At 69.0% G+C, this 20,608-nt stretch carries 17 protein-coding genes and 1 pseudogene; 7 read left to right on the forward strand and 11 right to left on the reverse strand.

Going from position 1 to position 20,608, the window contains the following annotated elements:
- Positions 1-12 precede the first annotated feature (12 nt).
- Together CA951_RS29355 and CA951_RS29360 are read right to left on the reverse strand one after the other, a co-directional pair.
- Positions 13-1,680, reverse strand: coding sequence for an AMP-binding protein (locus CA951_RS29355; protein WP_087560258.1), 1,668 nt, complete (start codon positions 1,678-1,680; stop codon positions 13-15).
- A 26-nt stretch (positions 1,681-1,706) separates the two neighbouring features.
- Complete coding sequence (locus tag CA951_RS29360) at positions 1,707-2,900, reverse strand: NADH:flavin oxidoreductase (protein WP_087560193.1); 1,194 nt, start codon at positions 2,898-2,900, stop codon at positions 1,707-1,709.
- A 154-nt stretch (positions 2,901-3,054) separates the two neighbouring features.
- Here CA951_RS29360 and CA951_RS29365 point away from each other — a divergent pair, with 154 nt between their 5' ends.
- Positions 3,055-4,716 carry a class I adenylate-forming enzyme family protein gene (locus CA951_RS29365; protein ID WP_087560194.1) on the forward strand — a complete coding sequence of 554 codons (1,662 nt, stop codon included), beginning with the start codon at positions 3,055-3,057 and terminating at the stop codon, positions 4,714-4,716.
- 72 nt (positions 4,717-4,788) lie between these two features.
- Here the strand turns inward: CA951_RS29365 and CA951_RS29370 are convergent, their stop codons facing one another.
- The 6 genes from CA951_RS29370 to CA951_RS29395 all read right to left on the reverse strand — a co-directional run bounded on the left by CA951_RS29370 (position 4,789) and on the right by CA951_RS29395 (position 11,345).
- Entirely contained in the window at positions 4,789-5,604 is an 816-nt protein-coding gene (locus CA951_RS29370; RefSeq protein WP_087560195.1) for a mycofactocin-coupled SDR family oxidoreductase, read from the reverse strand.
- A gap of 19 nt (positions 5,605-5,623) precedes the next feature.
- A complete protein-coding gene (locus tag CA951_RS29375) occupies positions 5,624-6,274 on the reverse strand; it encodes a PaaI family thioesterase (protein WP_087560196.1) in 651 nt (216 codons plus the stop codon).
- A complete protein-coding gene (locus CA951_RS29380; RefSeq protein ID WP_087560197.1) occupies positions 6,271-7,143 on the reverse strand; it encodes a MaoC/PaaZ C-terminal domain-containing protein in 873 nt (290 codons plus the stop codon). The genes CA951_RS29375 and CA951_RS29380 overlap by 4 nt, the downstream gene beginning before the upstream one ends.
- Before the next feature lies 1 nt (position 7,144).
- A complete protein-coding gene (locus CA951_RS29385; RefSeq protein ID WP_087560198.1) occupies positions 7,145-9,346 on the reverse strand; it encodes an acyl-CoA dehydrogenase in 2,202 nt (733 codons plus the stop codon).
- Between the two features lie 22 nt (positions 9,347-9,368).
- Positions 9,369-10,532, reverse strand: a complete 1,164-nt coding sequence (locus CA951_RS29390) for a steroid 3-ketoacyl-CoA thiolase (RefSeq protein WP_087560199.1) — start codon at positions 10,530-10,532, stop codon at positions 9,369-9,371.
- A gap of 201 nt (positions 10,533-10,733) precedes the next feature.
- Entirely contained in the window at positions 10,734-11,345 is a 612-nt protein-coding gene (locus tag CA951_RS29395; protein ID WP_179220344.1) for a TetR family transcriptional regulator, read from the reverse strand.
- Between the two features lie 185 nt (positions 11,346-11,530).
- Between CA951_RS29395 and CA951_RS29400 the strand changes: the two genes are divergently transcribed.
- Complete coding sequence (locus CA951_RS29400) at positions 11,531-13,069, forward strand: FAD-dependent oxidoreductase (protein WP_087560200.1); 1,539 nt, start codon at positions 11,531-11,533, stop codon at positions 13,067-13,069.
- 11 nt (positions 13,070-13,080) lie between these two features.
- Here CA951_RS29400 and hsaA read toward each other — a convergent pair whose 3' ends face one another.
- Complete coding sequence (gene hsaA, locus CA951_RS29405; RefSeq protein WP_087560201.1) at positions 13,081-14,247, reverse strand: 3-hydroxy-9,10-secoandrosta-1,3,5(10)-triene-9,17-dione monooxygenase oxygenase subunit; 1,167 nt, start codon at positions 14,245-14,247, stop codon at positions 13,081-13,083.
- Between the two features lie 166 nt (positions 14,248-14,413).
- Between hsaA and CA951_RS29410 the strand changes: the two genes are divergently transcribed.
- The 3 genes from CA951_RS29410 to CA951_RS29420 are packed head-to-tail and all read left to right on the forward strand — an operon-like array spanning position 14,414 to position 16,624.
- Positions 14,414-15,577, forward strand: coding sequence for a Rieske 2Fe-2S domain-containing protein (locus tag CA951_RS29410; RefSeq protein WP_087560260.1), 1,164 nt, complete (start codon positions 14,414-14,416; stop codon positions 15,575-15,577).
- Positions 15,555-15,809, forward strand: a complete 255-nt coding sequence (locus tag CA951_RS29415; protein ID WP_087560202.1) for a hypothetical protein — start codon at positions 15,555-15,557, stop codon at positions 15,807-15,809. The genes CA951_RS29410 and CA951_RS29415 overlap by 23 nt, the downstream gene beginning before the upstream one ends.
- Positions 15,810-15,832: 23 nt before the next feature.
- Positions 15,833-16,624 carry an SDR family oxidoreductase gene (locus tag CA951_RS29420; protein WP_087560203.1) on the forward strand — a complete coding sequence of 264 codons (792 nt, stop codon included), beginning with the start codon at positions 15,833-15,835 and terminating at the stop codon, positions 16,622-16,624.
- A 22-nt stretch (positions 16,625-16,646) separates the two neighbouring features.
- Here CA951_RS29420 and CA951_RS29425 read toward each other — a convergent pair whose 3' ends face one another.
- Entirely contained in the window at positions 16,647-17,432 is a 786-nt protein-coding gene (locus CA951_RS29425; RefSeq protein ID WP_087560204.1) for an SDR family NAD(P)-dependent oxidoreductase, read from the reverse strand.
- A 226-nt stretch (positions 17,433-17,658) separates the two neighbouring features.
- Here CA951_RS29425 and CA951_RS29430 point away from each other — a divergent pair, with 226 nt between their 5' ends.
- Together CA951_RS29430 and CA951_RS29435 are read left to right on the forward strand one after the other, a co-directional pair.
- Positions 17,659-18,474 carry an alpha/beta fold hydrolase gene (locus CA951_RS29430; protein WP_087560205.1) on the forward strand — a complete coding sequence of 272 codons (816 nt, stop codon included), beginning with the start codon at positions 17,659-17,661 and terminating at the stop codon, positions 18,472-18,474.
- 70 nt (positions 18,475-18,544) lie between these two features.
- Complete coding sequence (locus CA951_RS29435) at positions 18,545-19,771, forward strand: low temperature requirement protein A (RefSeq protein ID WP_087560261.1); 1,227 nt, start codon at positions 18,545-18,547, stop codon at positions 19,769-19,771.
- Here the strand turns inward: CA951_RS29435 and CA951_RS29440 are convergent.
- Positions 19,768-20,604 (reverse strand): annotated as a pseudogene (locus CA951_RS29440) (DUF427 domain-containing protein). The gene CA951_RS29435 and the pseudogene CA951_RS29440 overlap by 4 nt on opposite strands.
- Positions 20,605-20,608 lie beyond the last annotated feature (4 nt).

Raw genomic sequence — 20,608 nt, forward strand, 5'->3', positions numbered from 1 at the left:
TCACCCTCACCGTCACACGTGCAGGAATCGTTGCCGGCCGTGCGTATGGAACTCCTGCTCCAGCGCGGCCTTCTCACTGTCGGTCATCTCGCGGTACTCGGGAATACCACGTCCCACCCACCGGAAGATCGGATCGTCGCACCGCCAGCGCTGTTCCTGCAGGGTTCGCTTGAGCACCTTGTTCGATCCGGTCACCGGCAGGTCCGTCGACACCCGGACGAACCGCGGGGCCGCTTTCGTGCCCAGGTCGTCCTGGCCGGCGATGAACGCGGCGAACTCCGCCGGATCGAAATCGGCCGGGTCCGACACCTCCACCGCGGCCATCACCTGATCACCCGACCTCGGGTCGGGGACGGCGTACACGCCGGTGGCGATCACTTTCGGGTGGCGGCGCAGAATTCGCTCCACCATCAACGCCGAGGTGTTCTCGCCGTCCACCCGGATCCAGTCGCCCTTCCTGCCCGCGAAGTAGATGAAGCCGGCCTCGTCGACGTACCCGAGGTCGCCCGTCCAGTACCAGCCGTGCCTGATCCGGTCGGCGATCGCGTCCTCGTTCTTGTAGTAGCCCTCGAACCGGGCCGCGCCGGCCTTGTCGATCATCTCGCCGATCGCCTCGTCCGGGTTGAGTACCCGGCCGTGCTCGTCGATCCGCGCCCGGGCCTTCTCCGCGAGAGTGTCGGGGTCGACGATGACGATGTTCTCGTTCGCGGGCCTGCCGAGCGCACCCTCGGGGGCGTGCGGGTCGAGCGTCACCGAACCGGCGCCCTCGCTCGAGCCGTATCCCTCGTACAGTTCGGCGCCGAACCGGCGCACGAATTCGGTCTTGTCCTCCGGGGACGCCTCCGTCCCGAAACCGCGGACCAGCGTGTTGTCCCGGTCGTCGGGTTGCTCCGGGGTGGCCATCAGGTAGGCCAGCGCCTTGCCGACGTAGGTGAAGAACGTGGCACCGAAGAATCGGACGTCGGGCAGGAATCCGGATGCGGAGAACTTGCGCGGCAGGCAGACGGTGGCGCCGACGGCGAGCGCCGGTGCCCACAGCGCCATCAGCGCGTTGCCGTGGAACAGCGGCATGCAGCAGTAGTCGACGTCCTCGCGCACGTGCCCGTACTTGGCTCTGTTCGCGTACGCCAGCCGGGCGAGGCGGCCCTGGCTGCACCGCACCGCCTTCGACGTGCCGGTGGTGCCGGACGTGAAGAGCAGCAGGAACAGCGTCCACGGGTCGAGCGCGGGGTCCTGGGCCGGGTGCTCCACGGCGTGGGCCGCGACGAGGCCCGTGTAGGCGGGTTGATCGACCAGCAGGAACCGGTCCTCGGACAGCCCGAGGTCCAGACCCGCGAGCTGCGCCTTCCCCGCGGTGTCCGTCACGATCAGCTGGCAGTCGACGTACCGGATCTCGGCCTCGAGTTCCGCCCCGCGGCGGGTCGGGTTGATGCCGACGACGGTGGCGCCTGCGAGGGCCGCCCCGCCCAGCCAGAACAGGAACTCCGGGGTGTTCTCGAGCAGGACGCCCACGTGGAACGGGCCGTCGCGGCGCAGCGAGGACGCGATCGCCCCGCGCGCGGCACTCTCGCGCACGACCTCGTCCCAGGTCCAATCCTGTTCCCGGGTACGGATTCCCAGCCTGTCGTCGCCGAGCCGATCGAGCAGCATCCGGGCGATCGTGGTGCGTTCCAACTCCAGTTCTCCTGTCGACACGGCCTGCGTGCTCACTGTGCCCGGAGCACGCAGTGGGTGCCACCGTAGATCGCCGTCATGCACTTGTTGCAGTGAATGCACAATCCGGGATTGTGGTTCTCCTCCGCGATGCGGTTGACGAGGTCGGGTTCCCGCAGCAGTGCCCGTGCGACCGCCACGAACTGGAAGCCCTCCTCCATCGCGAGGTCCATGGTCGCCTTGCCGGTGATGCCGCCGAGCAGCACGAGCGGCATCTTCACGGCGGCCCTGATCTGCCGGGCGTCCTCGAGAAGGTAGGCGTCGCGGTAGGGGTATTCCTTCAGGAAGTGCTTGCCGACCAACCGGATTCCCAGTTTCGTCGGCTGCGGCATGACGGCGGCGAACTCGCGGAGCGGTGCGTCGCCCTTGAACAGATACATCGGATTCAGCAGCGAACTGCCTGCGGTGAGCTCGAGCGCGTCAAGCGACCCGTCCTGTTCGAGCCACTGCGCCACCTGGATGGCCTCGTCCACCCAGAAGCCGCCGGGCACACCGTCGTCCATGTTCAGCTTGGCAAGGATCGCGATCCGGTCGCCCACCGCGTCGCGCACGGCCCGGGCGGTCTCGAGCGCGAACCGGGCGCGGTTCGCCAGTGACCCGCCGTACTCGTCCGTGCGCTTGTTGACCTTCGGACTGAGAAACGAGCTGATCAGGTAGTTGTGACCGAAATGGATCTCGACGGCGTCGAACCCCGCGTCCACCGCACGACGGGCCGCGTGCGCATGCGCCTCGACGATCCGGGTGATGTCGGCGGCGGTGGCCGGCTTGGAGAAGTTCTGCGTCGTCATCCGGAACGCGCGGGACGGGCCCAGCGCGGGGTAGCCGATGTACTTCGCGGCCGCGACCGGTCCCGCGTGGCCGATCTGCGCCGACACGGCCGCGCCCTCGTCGTGGATGGCGTCGGTCAGCTTCCGCAGGCCCGGCATCGTCTCGTCGGTCCATTGGATCTGTCCGGGCGACGTCCGGCCGTCCGCGGCGACGGCGCAGTACGCGACCGTCGTCATGCCCACGCCCCCGGCGGCAGGCTGCCGATGGAAGTCGATGAGCTCGTCGGTGACCAGCCCCTTCGGGGTCAGCCCCTCGTACGTCGCCGCCTTGATCACGCGATTACGCAAAGTGATCGGCCCGAGCCGGGCCGGGGCGAGTGGATCGACCTTCACTGCGGGCGGGTCGAGATCTATCGTCATAAGAGTTCCTCCAGCTGCGATTCGCTGTCGAACGTAGCGGCGCCGGGATGTCACGGATCGTGGCAGTCTCGCTGAGTGGTAACCACGTCCGGGCGCCCGTCACGGCGTGCCATCTTGTGTCGGTACGAGTGCCCGAGGACGAAAGGTCGCCCCGATGACTGCCCCTACAGATCCACAGTTGCTCCTGGATCAGGTGATGTCCCGCCTCACCGGACCCGGTGGCCGGTTCGAACTCGTCGAGGAACCGGTGCTCGGCACCCGGATGCCGGTGATGAAGAACCGCGGACGCTCGGTGGGCGAACTTCTCACCACCTCACTGCGCTGGGGCGACCGCGACTACCTGGTGACCGCCGACCGCCGGATGTCGTACACCGAGCACGCCGCCGCGGTCGCCGCCCTGGCGACGGCGCTGCGCGAGGAGCACGGAGTCCGGAAGGGTGACCGGGTGGCGATCCTGGCCGCCAACACCCCGGAGTGGGTGGTCGCGTTCTGGGCCACGCAGGTACTCGGCGCCATCAGCGTCGGATTGAACGGCTGGTGGGTTCCGCGGGAGGTCGAGTACGGACTGACGCACAGCCGCCCCACCGTGGTGATCGCCGACGCGAAGCGAGCCGAGACGCTCGCCGCGGTCGGCACCGGTGTCCCCGTCCTCACGATGGAGGAGGATCTGCCCGGCATCTTCGCGCGCTACGCGGGCTCCCCCATGCCACACGCCGACGTCGACGAGGACGACCCCGCCGCCATCCTGTACACCAGCGGCACGAGCGGCAGGCCCAAGGGAGCGCTGCACTCGCAGCGCAACATCCTGGCCGTCGTCGACTACCACCGCTTCAGCGACGCCGTGGTCGGCGAATTCAGTGGACGGCCCGTCGATCCGGCCGTGCCGAGCCCGCTCCGCTACCTCCTGACGTCTCCCCTGTTCCACATCGCGAGCCTGCACAATCTGGTGATCCCGCGGCTGGCGACGGGCGGCGCCGTCGTCATGCACCAGGGTGGATTCGACGTCGACGCCGTGCTCCGTCTCGTCGAGCGGGAACGCGTCACCAACTGGGGTGCGGTGCCCACCATGGCGTCCCGACTGGTGGAGCACGAGAACCTCGACCGGTACGACCTGTCGTCGCTCACGTCGTTCTCGCTGGCCTCCGCGCCGTCGTCGGTCGCGTTCAAGGAACGCCTCCGCGAGAAGGTGCCGTTCGCGCGCAACGCGCTCGTCGACAGTTACGGGCTCACCGAGTGCAGCACCGCGATCGCCGTCGCCACCGCCCCCGAACTCGAGCAGTTCCCGGGAACCCTGGGGCGCCCGATCATCACCGTGAGCATGGAGATCCGCGACCCGTACGGGGAGTGGCTGCCCGACGGCGTCGAGGGTGAGGTGTGCGTGCGCAGCCCGTTCGTGATGCTCGGCTACTGGGAGGACGAGGCCGCCACCGCCGCCGCGATCGCCCCGGGCCGGTGGCTCCGGACCGGCGACTTCGGGCTCGTCGAGAACGGCCGGCTCCGGCTGACCGGACGTCGCTCGGATCTGATCCTGCGAGGCGGCGAGAACGTGTATCCCACCGAGATCGAGCAGTGCCTCGACGAGCACCCCGACGTGCGCGAGTGCGCGGTGATCGGCGTGCACCACGAGGATCTGGGGCAGGAGGTGGCCGCCGTGGTCGTGTTGCAACCGGGTGCCGTGACCACCGAGGCGGAACTGCGGGACTACGCCGCCGATCGCCTGTCGTATTTCAAGGTCCCGACCCGCTGGCGGATCAGCACGGACCTGCTGCCCCGCAATGCGACCGGCAAGATGGTCCGCCGCGACATCACCGCTTGACAGCCGAACGCCGCGGGGGTGCAGTCGAACTGCACCCCCGCGGCATTCGGGTGAGGGAAGACCGGGCGAACGTCAGCGGATGAGGTTGCCGAGATCGACGGGGATCTGCGCCCCGGTGATGTACTTCGCTTCGTCGGAACACACCCAGGCGACGACGGCGGCTACGTCTTCCGGCTGGGTGATGGTGTAGGGCAGCGTGTTCTGGTAGATCGAGCCGAGAGTCGACGCGTACTTGGCGATGAGCGGGTGCAGGTCGCGCATCTTCATGCCGGTGTCGACCCCGGCCGGGTGCACGGTGTTGACGCGGATGCGGTGCTCTCCGAGTTCGTTCGCCATCGTCTTGGCGAGCCCGGTGATGCCGTGCTTGGTGGCGACGTAGTGCCCCGTGAACGGGGTGCCCTTCAACCCGGACACCGAACTGGTGAAGACGACGGCGCCGCCCTCCCCCTGTTCGATCAGGTACGGAATCGCCGCCTTCGCGGTGTGGAAGGTTCCCGTGAGGTTGACGTCGACCGTCTCCTGCCACTGCTCGGCGGTGATCTCCCACGACAGCGCGCCCGAGCAGATGCCCGCGTTCGCGATCACGACGTCGAGGCGGCCCAGGCGGTCGATGCCGTCGGCGAGTGCCCGCGAGAGGCCGCCGAAGTCGCGCACGTCGGCGGTTGCCGCGACGATCCGCCTGCCCGTCGACTCGACGAGCCGGACCGTCTCGGCCAGGTCGTCCTCGGTGGCGCCGGGATAGGGCGTGGACGCGAATTCGGTGCAGGCGTCGATCGCGATGACGTCGGCGCCCTCGGACGCGAACCGGACGGCCTCGGCGCGACCCTGTCCGCGGGCGGCGCCGGTGACGAAGACGACCTTGTTCTCGAAACGCTGCGGTGACGTCACGTTCTGCTCCTGTTCGGGGTCATCGTGGACGGGGCACGGACTTGTCGACGAACAGTCCCTCGACGGAGACGCACACCTGGCCGTCCGCGGTCCGGATGTCGCCGGCGGTGGTGATCTTGCGGCCGTCGACCGAGATCAGCTTCCCGGTCAGGGTGAGCGGTTCGAACAGCGGCGTCGGGCGGTGGTAGCGGGTGCTCAACTGCGCTGTCATGCCCGCCTTTCCACCCCAGGCGTTGGCGACGCCGAGGACGTGGTCGAGCAGGAGCGCGGACACGCCGCCGTGGACGTGCCCGGGCGGCCCCTGGTACGGGATGGTCAGGGTGACGGTGCCCCGCACCGATCCGTCCGGCAGGCCTTCGAGGACCAGGGGCGGCGCGAGCGCGTTCTCGGGTCCGGTGACGGGATCGTGCCGGGTGACGCCCTCGCCGTTCCACATGTCGATCAGCCGCTCCGCGACGGCGGGGGCGTGTTCCTCGAGGTGTTCGGCGATGCCGTTCAACTCCTCCGCGACGCGCTCGAGGTTGGCGTTGCCGCGGTCGGTGCGCAGCAATGCGTCGACGACGCGCCGGGCGGCGCCGGTCGCCCGGTCGACGGCGGAACCGTCGGGCGGCGACGTCAGCACCGTTCCCGGCGGGCTGTTCTCGAACGTGGGGTGCGTTCCGACGCTCATCCGGTCACCTCCATCGTCGCCTGGGTCAGCACCGGTTGCCCGGCCCGGTCGGGGCACGTCGCGCGGAGGGTGAGCCGGTCGCCCTCCTGCCAGACCGCGGTCTCGACGGTGTCGCCGGGGTACAGCGAGCCCGCGAACCGCACCGCGTAGTGGCGCAGTCGCGTGGGATCGCCGTCCAGCATTTCGTCGACGACGGCCTTGCACACCACACCGTACGACGCGAGCCCGTGCAGGATCGGCCTTTCGAACCCGGCCGCGGCCGCGAACTCGGGGTCCGCGTGCAGCGGGTTGAGGTCGCCGCTGAGCCGGTACAGCAGCGCCTGCGCTGTTCCGGTGCGGGACACGAGCACCTTGTCGGGCTCCCGGTCGGGGATCGTGGCCACCGACTCGGGTCCCGGGGAGCCGCCGAACCCGCCCTCATCACGGGCCCAGATCTGCATCCCCGTGGTCCACAACGGGTTCCCGCCCGAGGCGGTGGCCGTCTGTTCGAGCACGATGACGGCGGCCTTGCCCTTGTCCCACACGTCGGCGACCCGCGAGGACACCCGGGCGGCGCCCGAGGCGGGGATCGGGGCGTGCACGGTGAGCGACTGGCCGCCGTGCAGGATCTTGCGCAGGTCGATGTCGATGCCGGGCAGACTCAGCCCGGCCGCAGGCACGTCGCCCGCCGAGATGCCCTGGCCCGCGACGAGCGCGAACGTCGGCAGCACCCGCAGATTCTTCTCGTACACCCAGCGCAGTTCCGCCGGGTCGCGGGTGTTCTCGCCGGCGCCGAGTCCGAGGTGGTAGAGCATCACGTCACGTTCGGTCCACGACAGTTCGCGCACGGCCGGGTCCGCGGCCAGCGCCGCCTTCACGTCGATCGTCATGTCAGGCCACCGCTCCCTGTCCGGGCTCCGGGTCGCGGGGTAGACCCAGCAGCCGTTCGCCGATGATGTTGAGCTGGACGTTGGTGGTGCCGCCCGCGATCGACATGCACTGCGAGTTCAGGAACATCTGCGTGTCCGACGTGCGGGGCCGGTCACCGAGCAGGGCCCGCGGTCCCGCCCAGTCCATCGCCACCTCCCACACCTGCTGGATGTGTTCGACGCCGAGCAGTTTCGCGATCGACGACTCGGCGCCCGGTTGCCCGCCCGCGATCGAGCGCAGGGTGGTGCGGAGTGCGAGCAGCCCGCCGGACTGCGCGTCGCAGAGGACCTTGCCGAGCACGGTCAGCTGCTCGTCGTCGATGCCACCGGGCAGTTCACCGGCCAGGGTCAGCAGCGCCTCACCACCGGACCCCAGCGACGAGTCGTGCGACAGCGACACGCGTTCGTTGGCGAGGGTGGTGCGGGCCAGCTTCCAGCCGTCGCCCGGTTCGCCCACGAGGAGTTCGTCCGGAACGAAGACGTCGTCGAGGAACACCTCGTTGAACAGGGCCTCGCCGGTGATCTCGCGCAGCGGCCGGATGTCCAGGCCCTCGCTCGCCTTCATGTCGATCAGGAAGTACGACAATCCCTTGTGTTTGGGGACCGTGGCGTCGGTGCGGGCGAGGCAGATTCCCCAGTCCGCGTCCCGGGCCATCGACGTCCACACCTTCTGTCCCTGCAGTATCCAGCCGCCGGCCACCTTCGTGGCCCTGGTGTTCAGGCCTGCGAGGTCCGATCCGGCGCCGGGTTCGGAGAACAGCTGGCACCAGACGACGTCGCCGCGCAGCGACGGCGGCACGAAGCGCTGCAACTGGTCTTCGCTGCCGTGTGCGATGAGTGTGGGCACCACCCAGTTGCCGATAATCATGTCGTGCGGCTTCAGCGCGGCCGTGCGCAGTTCCTCCGCGATCACGAGTTGTTCCACGGCGCCCGCACCCCTGCCCCACGGTGCGGGCAGGTGCGGTGCGGTGTAACCCTTCTCGGCGAGGTACGTCCTGCGTTCCGTCTCGCCCAGCGAGCCGGCGGACGCGAGTTCCGCGCGGACGCGGGCCCGGATCCCGGCGGCCTCCGGCGGCAGATCGATGCCGAGCACCCGGCGGGCACCGCCCAGCGTCGCGCGGGCAACGCGCCGCCGCCAGAACGCGGTGGACCCCAGCAGGATCCGCAGCGACTGCGCCCGGCGCAGGTACAGGTGGGCGTCGTGTTCCCAGGTGTAGCCGATGCCCCCGAGCACCTGGATGCAGTCCTTGGTGACGGAGAACGCCGCGTCGGGTGCGGTGGCGCCGGCGACCGCGGCGGCGAGTGACGCCTCCGCTGCACCAGTTCCCGAATTCATCGCGCGGGCGGCGTCCCACGCGCAGACGCGGGCCTGCGCCGCGAGGCCGAGCATCCGCGCCACGCGGTGCTTCACGCCCTGGAACTGGCCGATGGGACGGCCGAACTGCCGACGCACCTTCGCGTAGTCGGCGGCGGTGGTCACTGCCCAGTCGGCGACGCCCGACGCCTCGGCGGCGAACAACGTCGCGGCCAGGTCGAGGACGCGCTGCGCATCGATCTGCAGGACGTCGGCCTCGGTGATCTGGAGGCCGGTCACCGCCGCGGTCGCGTTGCGGCGCACCACGTCGTGGCTGGGCAGGTCGGTCACGTCGAGGCGGTCGCGGGTGAGCGCCACGAACACGGTGTCGTCGCCGTCCGCGGCGGCGAGCAGGAACAGGTCGCCCACCTGCCCGCCGAGGACGTACCCGGACTCACCGTCCAGCGTCACTCCTTCGCCGTCCCGGACGAGGCGCAGCGAACCCGGCTGCAGCGCCACTGCACCGAGGGTCGCACCGTCAGCCAGTCCGGAGAGTTCACCCGTGCGGCCGGACTCGTGCAGGACGGCGCCGAGCAGCACGGTCGGCAGGAACGGCCCGGGCAGCAGGACCCGGCCCAGTTCCTCGGCGACCACGGCCAGCTCCACCAGCCCGCAGCCCGCACCGCCCACGTCCTCGGGCAGGTGCAGTCCCAGTACGCCCAGTTCCGCCAACGACTTCCAGAACGACGGTCGCTGCTCGGTCTTGGCCTCGACGGCCTCCCGGAGCACGGCCGGGGTCACGGTCCGCGTGGCCCAGCCTCGCACCGAGTCGCGGAGGTCGCGCTCTTCTTCGGTCAATCCCATTGTCATGTCGGCCTCGATCGTTCGGGGTTCAGATGCGTTCGATGATGGTGGCGGTGGACAGCGCGCCACCGGCGCACATCGTGACCAGTGCGGTGGCGGTGTCGGAGCGTTCCAGTTCGTGCAGGGCGGTGGTGATCAGCCGGGCCCCGGTGGAGCCCACCGGATGTCCGAGGGCGATGGCGCCGCCGTTGACGTTCACCTTCGACAGGTCGGCGCCGTGCACCTGCGCCCACGACAGCACGACGGACGCGAACGCCTCGTTGATCTCGACGAGATCGATGTCGCCCAAAGACATTCCGGCGCGATCGAGGACCATCCGCGTCGAGTCGATCGGTCCGTCGAGGTGGTAGTAGGGGTCGGAGCCGACCATGCCGGATGCGACGATCCTCGCGCGCGGCCGCAGTCCGAGTTCACGGGCACGGTCCTCGTCCATGAGCAGGACGGCGGCGGCGCCGTCGCTGATCTGGGACGAGTTGCCCGCGGTGTGGATGTGGCCGTCGATCACCGGCTTCAATGCGGCCAGGGCGTCGGCCGTCGTTTCCCGCAGTCCGCCGTCCCGGGTGACCACCGCGGATTCACCGGTGGGTGTGCCCGCCTTGTCGACGACGGGGGTGGTGACCGGCACGATCTCGCGGTCGAATCTGCCTTCCGCCCAGGCCTGTGCGGCGCGTCGTTGCGATTCGAGGCCGAGGGCGTCGACGTCTCCGCGCTTGATCCCGCGCAGGTCGGCGATCCGCTGGGCGGAGGTGAACTGGTCGCCCATGTCGATCGACCAGTCACCGGGGTACGGGTTGCCCGTCTCCGGGGTGGCGGCCTGGCCGAGGAACACCCGGCTCATCGCCTCGACACCGCACCCGATTCCGGCGGAGATCTGGCCGGACGCGATCAGGCCCGCCACGACGTGCACGGCCTGCTGGGACGATCCGCAGGCGCAGTCGATCGATGTGGCCGCCGTCGTGTACGGCAATCCCGCGTGCAGCCACGCCTGCCGGGTCACGTTGTTGGACTGTTCACCGGCCTGGGTGACGCATCCGCCGACGATCTGCCCGACGTCCTCCGAGGCGACGCCGGCCCGTTCGAGGACGCCCCGCTGCGCGGCGCCGAGCAGTTCGGCCGGGTGCAGTCCGGCCAGCGCCCCGCGCCGGCGCCCGATCGGTGTCCGTGCCGCGTCGACGATGACGGCGTTGCCCATGTTCCGCTCCCTTGGGTTCTTCTGACTCGGGGTTCGTGTGGCTCGCGAACACGTCCGCGGCTCATTTTTGGAATTTATTCTATTTCTTGGAAGACAGCAATGCCCTTTGTCTTGCGAAGGACGATTTCCTACCCGCCTCAGCGGTCAGGAATGAATTTCACTTCGGGGGCGCCTACGAAGCGCCCCCGGCCCGGCGAGCGGTCAGCGGTGCGACAGTCCGACCAGCAGCAGGTCGCATGCCTTGCGGATGTCGGATTCGGCGTCGGGAATGGTGACCCGGCCGTTGAGGCAGGACTGGATCACGCCGAACCACAACTGCACCAGCAGGCGCAACGCGGTCAGGTCTTCCGCAGTCGGGTGTTCGATCCCGGCGGCGTCCAGCATGATCTGCCGGAACGCGCGGTCGACCTTCCCTGCGTCCGGCACGGACGCCACGTTGGCGGTGCTCGTGGATTGGATCATCGCCGTGGAGAGCGCGGGCCGGCGCAGCAGACCGCGGGTGGCCCGGACGAGCACGTTGTACACCGCGTCCTGCGGCGATTCCCCGGGCGGCGCACTCTTCTTGAAACCGGCACCCATCCGGTCGATCTGATCGACCATCACCGCCACGAACAGGTGCGTCTTCGACGGAAAGTACCGGTACAGCGTCCCGATCGCGACACCGGCGCGTTTGGCCACCTCATGCATCTGGACGCGGGCGAGTTCCTTCTCGGTCGCCAGTTCGACGGCGGCCTCGAGCATGCGGACGTGGCGGGCCCGCTGTTCCTCCGAACTCGGTTCGGCAGCGTCCCGCACCTCGGCGATTCTCGGCACCCTCGATCCCCCTTCACTCCGCACACAGCCCCGGATCCGGTGTCGATTCTCGCACTGGATCGGCAAAGCTTCGAATTTCGTCCGGTGAGTGGGACCGCACGTGCCGCACGCCGCCCGGATGCGATTGCGTGAACCCCACGACTGGACCGCCAGTCACCACAAACCATTCAACGGAGGAAACGACGATGCAGGACTGGACAACCGAGTGCGACGTGCTGGTGGTCGGTTCGGGGGGCGGCGCCCTGACCGGCGCGTACACGGCCGCTTCGCAGGGTTTGCGCACCCTCGTCCTCGAGAAGACCCCACTGTTCGGCGGCACGTCCGCGTACTCGGGCGCCGCGGTGTGGCTGCCGGGCACCGCCGTGCAGGAGCGTGCCGGAATCGGCGACTCCACGGACAAGGCGCGCACGTACCTGCGCGCGGTGGTGGGAGACGAGGGGATCGACCGCCAGGAGGCGTACGTCACGACCGCCCCCGAGGTCGTCGAACTGCTCGAACGCGATCCTCACATCGAGTTCGAGTGGCGCGCATTCCCCGACTACTACAAGGCGCCCGGCCGCATGGACTACGGTCGCGCGATCAACCCGCTCGACCTGCCGGGCGACGAGGTCGGGGAACTCCGTGAGGTCATCCGGCCGGAGGCCGACGTCGACCGGGCCGGCGAACCGCATCCCGAGGGAACGCTGAACGGGGGCCGCGCCCTGATCGGCCGCCTCCTCATGGCCCTGTACGGCACCGGGCACGCGGAACTGCGCACCGAGACCGCGGCCCGCTCGCTGATCGTCGAGGACGGCCGAGTCGTCGGCGCCCTGGCAACGGACGCGGCCGGTGAGACGATCCGCATCCGGGCGACGCGCGGCGTGCTGCTCGCGGCGGGCGGGATCGAAGGCAGCGCCGCCCTGCGCACCGAGAACGGAACGCCCGGCCGAGCCGAGTGGAGCATGGGCCCGCGCGGGGCCAACACCGGCGACCTCCTGCAGGCGGCGGTGGAGGTCGGCGCCGACACCGCGCTGCTCGACGAGGCGTGGTGGTGCCCCGGCGTCGAACTTCCGGACGGCTCGGGCGCTTTCATGGTGGGTGTGCGCGGCGGGATTCTGGTCGACACGGCCGGCGAGCGGTACCTCAACGAGTCGCTGCCGTACGACCAGTTCGGCCGCGCGATGATCGAACACGGAAGCGCCGGGTCCTACCTCGTCTTCGATTCGAAGGAGGGCGGGCCCGTGTTGCCTGCCATCTCCATTCCGCAGATCTCCGCCGAGAAGCATCACGCGGCGGGCACCTGGGTCTCGGCCGACACGATCGAGGAACTCGCGGAGAAGATCGGCGTCCCCGCGGACGCTCTGCGCCGCACCGTCGAACAGTTCAACGACTTCGCCAAGCACGGCGTCGACGAGGCGTTCCACCGGGGAGAAGATCCGTACGACAATTTCTTCTGCCCGCCCGGCACGGCTGCAGACGCCCCGCCCAACCCGGCGCTGAGCCCGGTGTCGCAGGGCCCGTTCCACGCGGCCCGCATCGTGCTGAGCGACCTCGGCACCAAGGGTGGGGTCCGGACCGATGCCGACGCCCGCGTCCTGCGCGCCGACGGCTCCCCCATCGACGGGCTGTATGCGGCAGGCAACACCAGCGCATCGCTCAGCGGCCGGTTCTACCCCGGCCCCGGCGTGCCACTCGGCACCGCAATGGTGTTCTCCTACCGGGCAGTTCAGCACATGCGGGCCTGACTAGACGAGAGCTATACGAGGTTGTCCTCCACCGGGAGCCCGAACGCACCCCTGCCGAACAGGGCGAGGGCGCGTTCGGGCTCGTTGGCCACGTGCGCGCTGCCCGCGTGGGCGTCACGCCACGACCGTTCGATCGCGTTGCCGCGGAACAGCGAACTCCCGCCGGCGGTCTTGAACAGCAGGTCGATCGCCTCGAGGGCCCGCTCGGTGGCGCGGACCTGATCGCGGCGCACCCGCAGGCGCAAGCCCATGGGGAGTTCCTCACCGGCCTCGGCCAACTCCCACAGTTCTCGCACGTTGCGGTCCATCTGCAGGATTGCGGCATCGATCTCGGACGCCGCCCGGGCGACCGCGACCTGGGCGAACTGGTCGTCGACGAATCGGCCGCCACCGAGGCTGAGCCGCACCCGCTCCCGCATGAACGTCAGATAGCGCTCGTAACATCCCGCGACGATGCCGACCCCGGGCGTCGCGACGGCAGTGGTGAACAGCGTGGCGAACGGCAGCCGGTACAGCGGTCCCCGGTTCACCTTCTGCCCGGGTCCGCGCAGTTGCGCCGTCTCGTAGTTCCTCTTGATCCGGTAATCAGGAACGAACACGTCCCGGGCGCTGATCTCGTTGCTGGCGGTGCCGCGCATCCCCACCACGTCCCACACGTCGTGGATGCGGTAGTCCGACCTCGGCACCAGTGCGGTCATGAAATCGACCGGGCGGCCCTCGGTTCCGACGACCATCGCGCCGAGCAGCGCCCACGACGCGTGCTCGCAGCCCGAGGAGAATCCCCAGTCCCCCGTCAGCCGGTATCCGCCCTCGACCGGGACGAGCCGCCCGACGGGTGCGTAGGCGGACGACACCAGCACCGAGTCGTCGTGGCCCCACACGTCATGTTGCGCCCGGTCGTCGAACAGGGCCAGGTGCCACGGGTGCACGCCGAGCACGGACGCCAGCCAGCCCGTCGAGCCGCACACCCCCGACACGGCGCGCACCACCTCGTAGAAGTGCACCGGATTGCTCTCGGTGCCGCCGTACCGTCGGGGCTGCAGCATCTTGAACAATCCGGCGTCGCCGAGTTCACGGATCACCTGCTCGGACACCCGCCGCGACTCGTCGACCTTGTCCGCGCACTCCGCGATCGTCGGCAGCAGCCCGCGGACCGATCTGAGGACCTCGTTCGTCATCTGTCGGAGGGTAGGGCGATCGCACCCGCGCGTGGATATACATCTCGCTCAACGGGAAACGCCGCCCTCCGACCGGTCCCGTCCAGTGGGACCACACGATGCCGGCCGTTCACGCTCACTTAGCGTGCAGGGCACCGCACAAGCCCAGGAGAGGACGGGACGCATCGTGACCACCCAACAGTCCGAGACAGTCGAGGTACGCGAGATCGACGCGGGCGCAGCGCCCACCCGATTCGCCCGTGGATGGCACTGCATCGGATTGTCCGAGCCATTCCGGGACGGCAAGCCGCATTCCGTCGAGGCGTTCGGCACCAAGCTCGTCGTCTTCGCCGACAGTGCCGGCGACCTCGCGGTGCTCGACGGCTACTGCCGGCACATGGGCGGCGATCTGAGCCAGGGCACCGTCAAGGGCGACGAGGTGGCGTGCCCGTTCCACGACTGGCGGTGGGGAAGCAACGGCCGGTGCAAGAAGATTCCGTACGCTCGCCGGGTGCCGCCGCTCGCGCGAACCCGGTCGTGGCACGCGCTGGACCAGGACGGGATGCTGTTCGTGTGGAACGATCCGGAAGGCAATCCGCCGCCCGCGGACGTCACGATTCCCCGCATCGACGGCGCTCTCGACGACGAGTGGACGGACTGGGTCTGGTACCGCACCACCGTCGACACCAACTGCCGCGAGGTGGTCGACAACATCGTCGACATGGCGCACTTCTTCTACGTGCACTTCTCGTTCCCCACCTACTTCAAGAACGTCTTCGAGGGCCACGTCGCCAGCCAGTTCATGCGCGGGCAGGCCCGTGAAGACATGCGCCCGCACGCGTCGGGTCAGCCGAAGATGGTCGGAAGCCGCTCGGACGCCACGTATTTCGGACCGTCATTCATGGTCGACGACCTGACGTACCAGTACGAGACGCACGACGTCGACTCCGTGCTGATCAACTGCCACTATCCCGTCAGCGCCGACAAGTTCGTGCTGCAGTACGGCATCATCGTCAAGAAGTCCAAGGAACTCGAGGGCGACGCCGCCACCGCGATGGCAAAGAATTTCGGCACGTTCATCGCGAAGGGCTTCGAGCAGGACATCGAGATCTGGAAGAACAAGACCCGCATCGAGAATCCGCTGCTGTGCGAGGAGGACGGTCCGGTCTACCAGCTGCGGCGGTGGTACGAGCAGTTCTACGTCGACGTCGCCGCGGTGACGCCGCAGATGACCGAGCGTTTCGAGTTCGAACTCGACACCACCCGGCCCGTGGAATCGTGGAAGCGGGAAGTGGACGAGAACCTCGCACGAAAGGCGCGCGAAGCCGATGCAGCCGCTGCAGTGCACTGAGTGCGGCGCGCGGGTGCTCGTCCAGAAGAACAGCTGGGAGCACACGTCCATTCAGTGGGACGACGCGGCCCGCTCCCGGTGCCGTGAGATCGGCGGTACCGGACCGGGACGTCCCGGCGCTCCCCGGGAAGGGTGCGCGGCGCTGACCGCGTCGATCGCCCGGGCCGCGCAGGCGGGTGCCGTCCCGGTGCGCGATCCCGACCCCGTACCGACGCCCGTCGTCGTCCACTGAAATCATTCCCGAAGGGACACATCATGATCGACACCGACTACTACGGACCGTGGGCCGTGATCGCAGGCGGCTCCGAGGGTGTGGGCGCGAGCTTCGCCGAGGAACTCGGCCGAGCGGGGATCAACCTCGTGCTGATCGCCCGCAAGCCCGGCCCACTCGAGGAGACCGCCGCCAAGGTCCGCGCGCACGGCGTCCTGGTGCGCACCCTCGCGCTCGACCTCCTCGACCCGGACGCCCCCGACCGGATCCGCACGGCCACCGACGACGTCGAGGTCGGGTTGCTGATCTTCAACGCCGGAGCCAACAGCTACGGGCACGAGTTCGTCAGCGGAGACCTCGCCGGTTTCCAGCGCGTCATCGACCTGAACATCACCTCCCAGCTGCACCTGTCGCAGCACTTCGGCGCGAGGATGAAGGACCGCGGCCGGGGCGCGATCGTGCTGGTCGGTTCGCTGGCCGGCTATCTGGGGTCGGAAGACCAGAGCATCTACGCGGCGTCCAAGGCGTTCGGCCGGATCTTCGCGGAAAGCCTCTGGCTCGAACTGGCGCCGTTCGGCGTCCACGTGGTCGAACTCGTTCTCGGCGTCACCCGCACGCCGGCGATGGTCCGGGCAGGCCTGAACTTCGACCTGCCGGGGATGAACGTCGCCGAGCCCGAAGACGTTGCCCGGGAGGGGCTCGCGCACCTCGCGGACGGGCCGGTCTGGGTTGCGGGCGGCAACTACGACGCGGCGCAGAAGCGCAGCGGTTTCCCCCGCGACGCACTGGTGCGCGGTGCGGCCGAGGGCATGCGGAATCTTCTGGGCCGCCGGTAGGCTGCGGGTGGTCAGAGGGTGGTCAGAGGGTGGTGACGAGTCCACCGTCGATCACGAAATCGGATCCCGTCACGTTGCCCGCCCGATCGCTCGCGAGGAACACGACGAGATCCGCCACCTCGTCCGGGCGGGTGAACCGGCCCGTGACCGACTGTTTCGCGACACTCTCCGCCACCGCCTCCGCTTCGCCGCCCGCGGCGCGCGCCACCGTGGCGGCCACCCCGTCGTCACCGAGCCACAGGGCGGTCGATACCGGACCGGGGCTGACCGTGTTCACCCGAATTCCCGACGGCCCCACCTCTTTCGACAGAGCCTTCGAGAAGTTGGTGAGCGCGGCCTTCGACGCGCAGTAGTCGATGACGGTGGGATCGGGCAGGAAACTGTTGACCGAACTCGTGGTCACGATGCTCCCCCGGCCCGCGGCGATCATCGTGGGCAGCGCGGCCCGGATCGTCCGCACCGCCGACATCAGGTTGAGATTCATCGTCGTGATCCAGTCTTCGTCGGTCACGTCGAGGAAACCGGTCAGCCTGGGGTGGGCGGCGCCGACGTTGTTGACGACGACGCCGAGACTGCCACGGGCAGCGGCCGCGGCGACGAGTTCGCCCGGGCCGGTGGGTGTCGACAGGTCGACGCTCACTGCCTCCACGTTTCCGCCACGGACGAGTTCTTCCAGTTCCAGGCCGGGTGATCGTGCCCCCGCCACCACGAAGGCGCCTTCCGCGGCGAGCGCCCGGGTGATGGCAAGCCCGATACCCTTGCTGGCTCCGGTGACCACGGCGACGGTGCCGTGCAATGCGAGATCCACGGGGTTCCTCCTGACGTCGGCGAAGCGTGCACGAGCGGAATGCCCCCTCCGCTCACGCTAGCCGAAATGATGCCGACCGCGCTGCGGGCGAGTAATCTCAGCGACGAAGGGCCAGGCCACGGCGTCGTCCGTCGTACTGCACTGCTTCTCGTCGCACGACTGTTTGTGGCGCACAGTCCCCTTCACCCCTGACCACTGTGTTCCGCCCCGACCCGGGAGACGAGTGATGCGACTTCTTCGACTTCGAACCGCCGTCGCCGCGTGCGCGATCGCCGCTGCCGGCACACTCACCGCCGGGGCCGGACCGGCCGTCGCCCAGGATCTGCCGACGGTGGTGCTGGTCCACGGCGCGTTCGCCGACACGACCAGCTGGGACGCGGTGGCCGCGAACCTACGCGGTCGCGGGTACGAAGTCGTCGTCCCGGACAACCCGCTGCGCGGACCGGCGTACGATTCCGCCGCCATCGAGAAGGTGCTCGCGGACATCCCGGGACCGGTGGTGCTCGTCGGCCACTCGTACGGCGGCGCCGTCATATCCAATGTGCACTCGCCGAACGTCGAGGCTCTCGTCTACGTGGCGGCATTCGCCCCGGCGCAGGGCGAGCCGGTGATGCTGAACCTCGACCCGATCCGCTTCCCCGGCAGCCAGTTGCTCCCACCGGTGCTGCAGGTGAAGGTCGTCGAGAACGATCCCACCGGGATCGCGGGCAGGAACCTCGACGGCTACATCAACCCGGCCGACTTCCATCGGGTGTTCGCACCGGACGTGTCGGACGCGACGGCCGCCGAGATGCTCGCGCACCAGCGGTCGGCCGCGCTGGTGGCGAACCTCGAACCGAGCGGCCCGCCGTCGTGGGCGTCGACTCCCAGCTGGGCCGTGGTCGCTCAGAACGATCAGGTGATTCCGGCGGCGTCCGAGCGGTTCATGGCCACCCGGGCGGGGGCACAGATCACGGAGATCCCCGCGTCGCACGCCGTCCTGGTGTCTCAACCCGTCGCCATCGCCGACCTCGTGGTGCAGGCAGACCGGGCGACACCGTAACGGCCGGGCCGTGAACGCACCCGACCGATCGGCATCGAACAACAGGAGCCTCGCCCACCGCGTCCGGAAGATGGTCGGACGCGACCCGGACGAGGAACACCGCACGGCAACGCCGTTGGAGTTGCTGTTCGACCTGACGTTCGTCGTCGCGTTCGGTGTCGCGGGCAATCAGTTCGCCCACCTCGTCGCCGAAGCACACGTCGGCGCCGGGCTGGCCGGATTCTCGTTCGCGATGTTCTCGATCATCTGGGCGTGGATCAACTTCTCCTGGTTCGCCTCGGCCTACGACACCGACGATTGGATCTACCGGGTCACCACCATGATCCAGATGATCGGCGTCGTCGTCCTGGCACTCGGGATGCCGCAGATGTTCGCGTCCATCGACCGTGGAGTCGAACTCGACAATTCCGTGATGGTGTCCGGGTACATCGTCATGCGGGTCGCCATGGTGTTCCAGTGGTTGCGCGCGGCCCGGCACGACCCCGACCACCGTTCGGCGTCGCTGACATACGCCACGGCACTCGTTTTCGCCCAGATCGGCTGGGTCGCCCTGCTGATCGCACCCCTCACCGTCGAGTATGCGTTCGGCCTCGGCGCCGTCCTCATCCTCGTCGAGATGAGCAGCCCCGTCATCGCCGAACGGTACAGGGGCGGAACACCCTGGCACGCACATCACATCGTCGAGCGTCACGGCCTGCTCGTGATCATCACGCTCGGTGAGGGTGTGATCGGCACGGTGGCCTCACTGTCCGCCGTCGTCGAACACCAGGGGTGGACGCTCGACGCGATACTCGTCGCGGTCGCGGGCATCGGACTCACGTTCGGACTGTGGTGGGTGTACTACACCCTGCCGTCGGCCGAGGTGCTCGCGGTGTATCGCCGCCGCTCGTTCGTGTGGGGGTACAGCCACATCGTGATCTTCGCCGCACTGGCCGCCGTCGGGGCCGGTTTGCACGTGGCGGCGTACTACATCGAACACGCCTCCCACATCGGCGAAACGGCGACGGTGCTCGCCGTCGCCGCTCCCGTCGCGATCTACCTCGCGGCCGTGTACCTGCTGTACACGTATCTGCTGCGGGTTCCCGATCCGTTCCACGTCCTGCTCCTCGTCCTGACCGCGGCCACGATCGCGCTCGCACTCGTGCTGGCGGCGCAGGGCGTGTCGATGGCGTGGTGCCTGATCGTGGTGATGCTGGCACCGGTCGTCACCGTCGTCGGATACGAGTTGCTCGGGCACGCCCACGAGGCCCGGGCACTCGAGATCGCGCTCGGCGGCGCAGACGCCGCCGAGGATTAGGACCAGGGAGTCAGGGAGCGAGGCCGGGCGACACCGTCGACGATCAGATCGATCCGCTCGTCGAAGAAGGCCACGAGTCCTCGAACTTCCGACGCATCGACGAGTGGGTTGTCGTAACGCCACGCGATGTCGTGAAGCAGTCCGCCGGGGGTGACCGCCGACTGATAGGTGGCCTCACCCTTGTATGCGCAATACGTCTTCGTCTCACTCGGTTGCAGTTCCGCGACGACGTCTTCGGGCGGCAGGTATTAACGGACCGGCAGCATCGTTTCGAACAGCATGCTCGCCCGCCGCGAGTCGGCCAGGACCGTGTCGCCCAACATCAACTGCACACGACGGGATGTGCGGCGAACGTCGATGCGCTGGAACGGGTCGTGCGGATGGCCGACGATCTCGTCCTCCTCCTCCAGCCAGCGGTCGAAGCTGTCGAAATCGAGAACCACATACCCGGCCAGGTCTGCGTCAGCGGGCCGGAAGCCCAGGGCGTACCGCTCGCCGTCGGTGCGGATCGCGACGGGCTCGCCCTCCGCACTGTGCACAGAAAACGGCACCCGCGGATCGAGCACCTGCATCGACGTCACGTCCGGCAGCGCGAAGCCGACTGCGTCCGCCGCCGGCACCGGCCTCGCCGGCTCCGGCGTCACCTCCGCGGCGATGTCCTCCTCCGGCACCGCGTAGGTGGGAACGACGCGCCGGGGTTCCCAGACCAGAACCGCGCGGTCGCTGTCGACCACCGTGGTCGCGTTCAGCACGGCGCGGATCCGCTTCGCTGTCGGCTCGTAGCGAAGCTCACGTAACTGACGTCCGACGGTGTCGCGCAGTCGCAGGCCCATGAGT

This window comes from Rhodococcus sp. NCIMB 12038, from assembly GCF_002165735.1.
Lineage (GTDB): Bacteria > Actinomycetota > Actinomycetes > Mycobacteriales > Mycobacteriaceae > Rhodococcus_F.

Bases quoted from the DNA above. Each gene is read 5' to 3' on its own strand.
- CA951_RS29390 (WP_087560199.1), bottom strand. From the start codon at position 10,532: ATGGGCAACGCCGTCATCGTCGACGCGGCACGGACACCGATCGGGCGC.
- CA951_RS29400 (WP_087560200.1), top strand. From the start codon at position 11,531: ATGCAGGACTGGACAACCGAGTGCGACGTGCTGGTGGTCGGTTCGGGG.
- CA951_RS29435 (WP_087560261.1), top strand. From the start codon at position 18,545: ATGGTCGGACGCGACCCGGACGAGGAACACCGCACGGCAACGCCGTTG.
- CA951_RS29365 (WP_087560194.1), top strand. From the start codon at position 3,055: ATGACTGCCCCTACAGATCCACAGTTGCTCCTGGATCAGGTGATGTCC.
- hsaA (WP_087560201.1), bottom strand. From the start codon at position 14,247: ATGACGAACGAGGTCCTCAGATCGGTCCGCGGGCTGCTGCCGACGATC.
- CA951_RS29420 (WP_087560203.1), top strand. From the start codon at position 15,833: ATGATCGACACCGACTACTACGGACCGTGGGCCGTGATCGCAGGCGGC.
- CA951_RS29430 (WP_087560205.1), top strand. From the start codon at position 17,659: ATGCGACTTCTTCGACTTCGAACCGCCGTCGCCGCGTGCGCGATCGCC.
- CA951_RS29375 (WP_087560196.1), bottom strand. From the start codon at position 6,274: ATGAGCGTCGGAACGCACCCCACGTTCGAGAACAGCCCGCCGGGAACG.
- CA951_RS29380 (WP_087560197.1), bottom strand. From the start codon at position 7,143: ATGACGATCGACGTGAAGGCGGCGCTGGCCGCGGACCCGGCCGTGCGC.
- CA951_RS29415 (WP_087560202.1), top strand. From the start codon at position 15,555: ATGCAGCCGCTGCAGTGCACTGAGTGCGGCGCGCGGGTGCTCGTCCAG.
- CA951_RS29360 (WP_087560193.1), bottom strand. From the start codon at position 2,900: ATGACGATAGATCTCGACCCGCCCGCAGTGAAGGTCGATCCACTCGCC.
- CA951_RS29385 (WP_087560198.1), bottom strand. From the start codon at position 9,346: ATGACAATGGGATTGACCGAAGAAGAGCGCGACCTCCGCGACTCGGTG.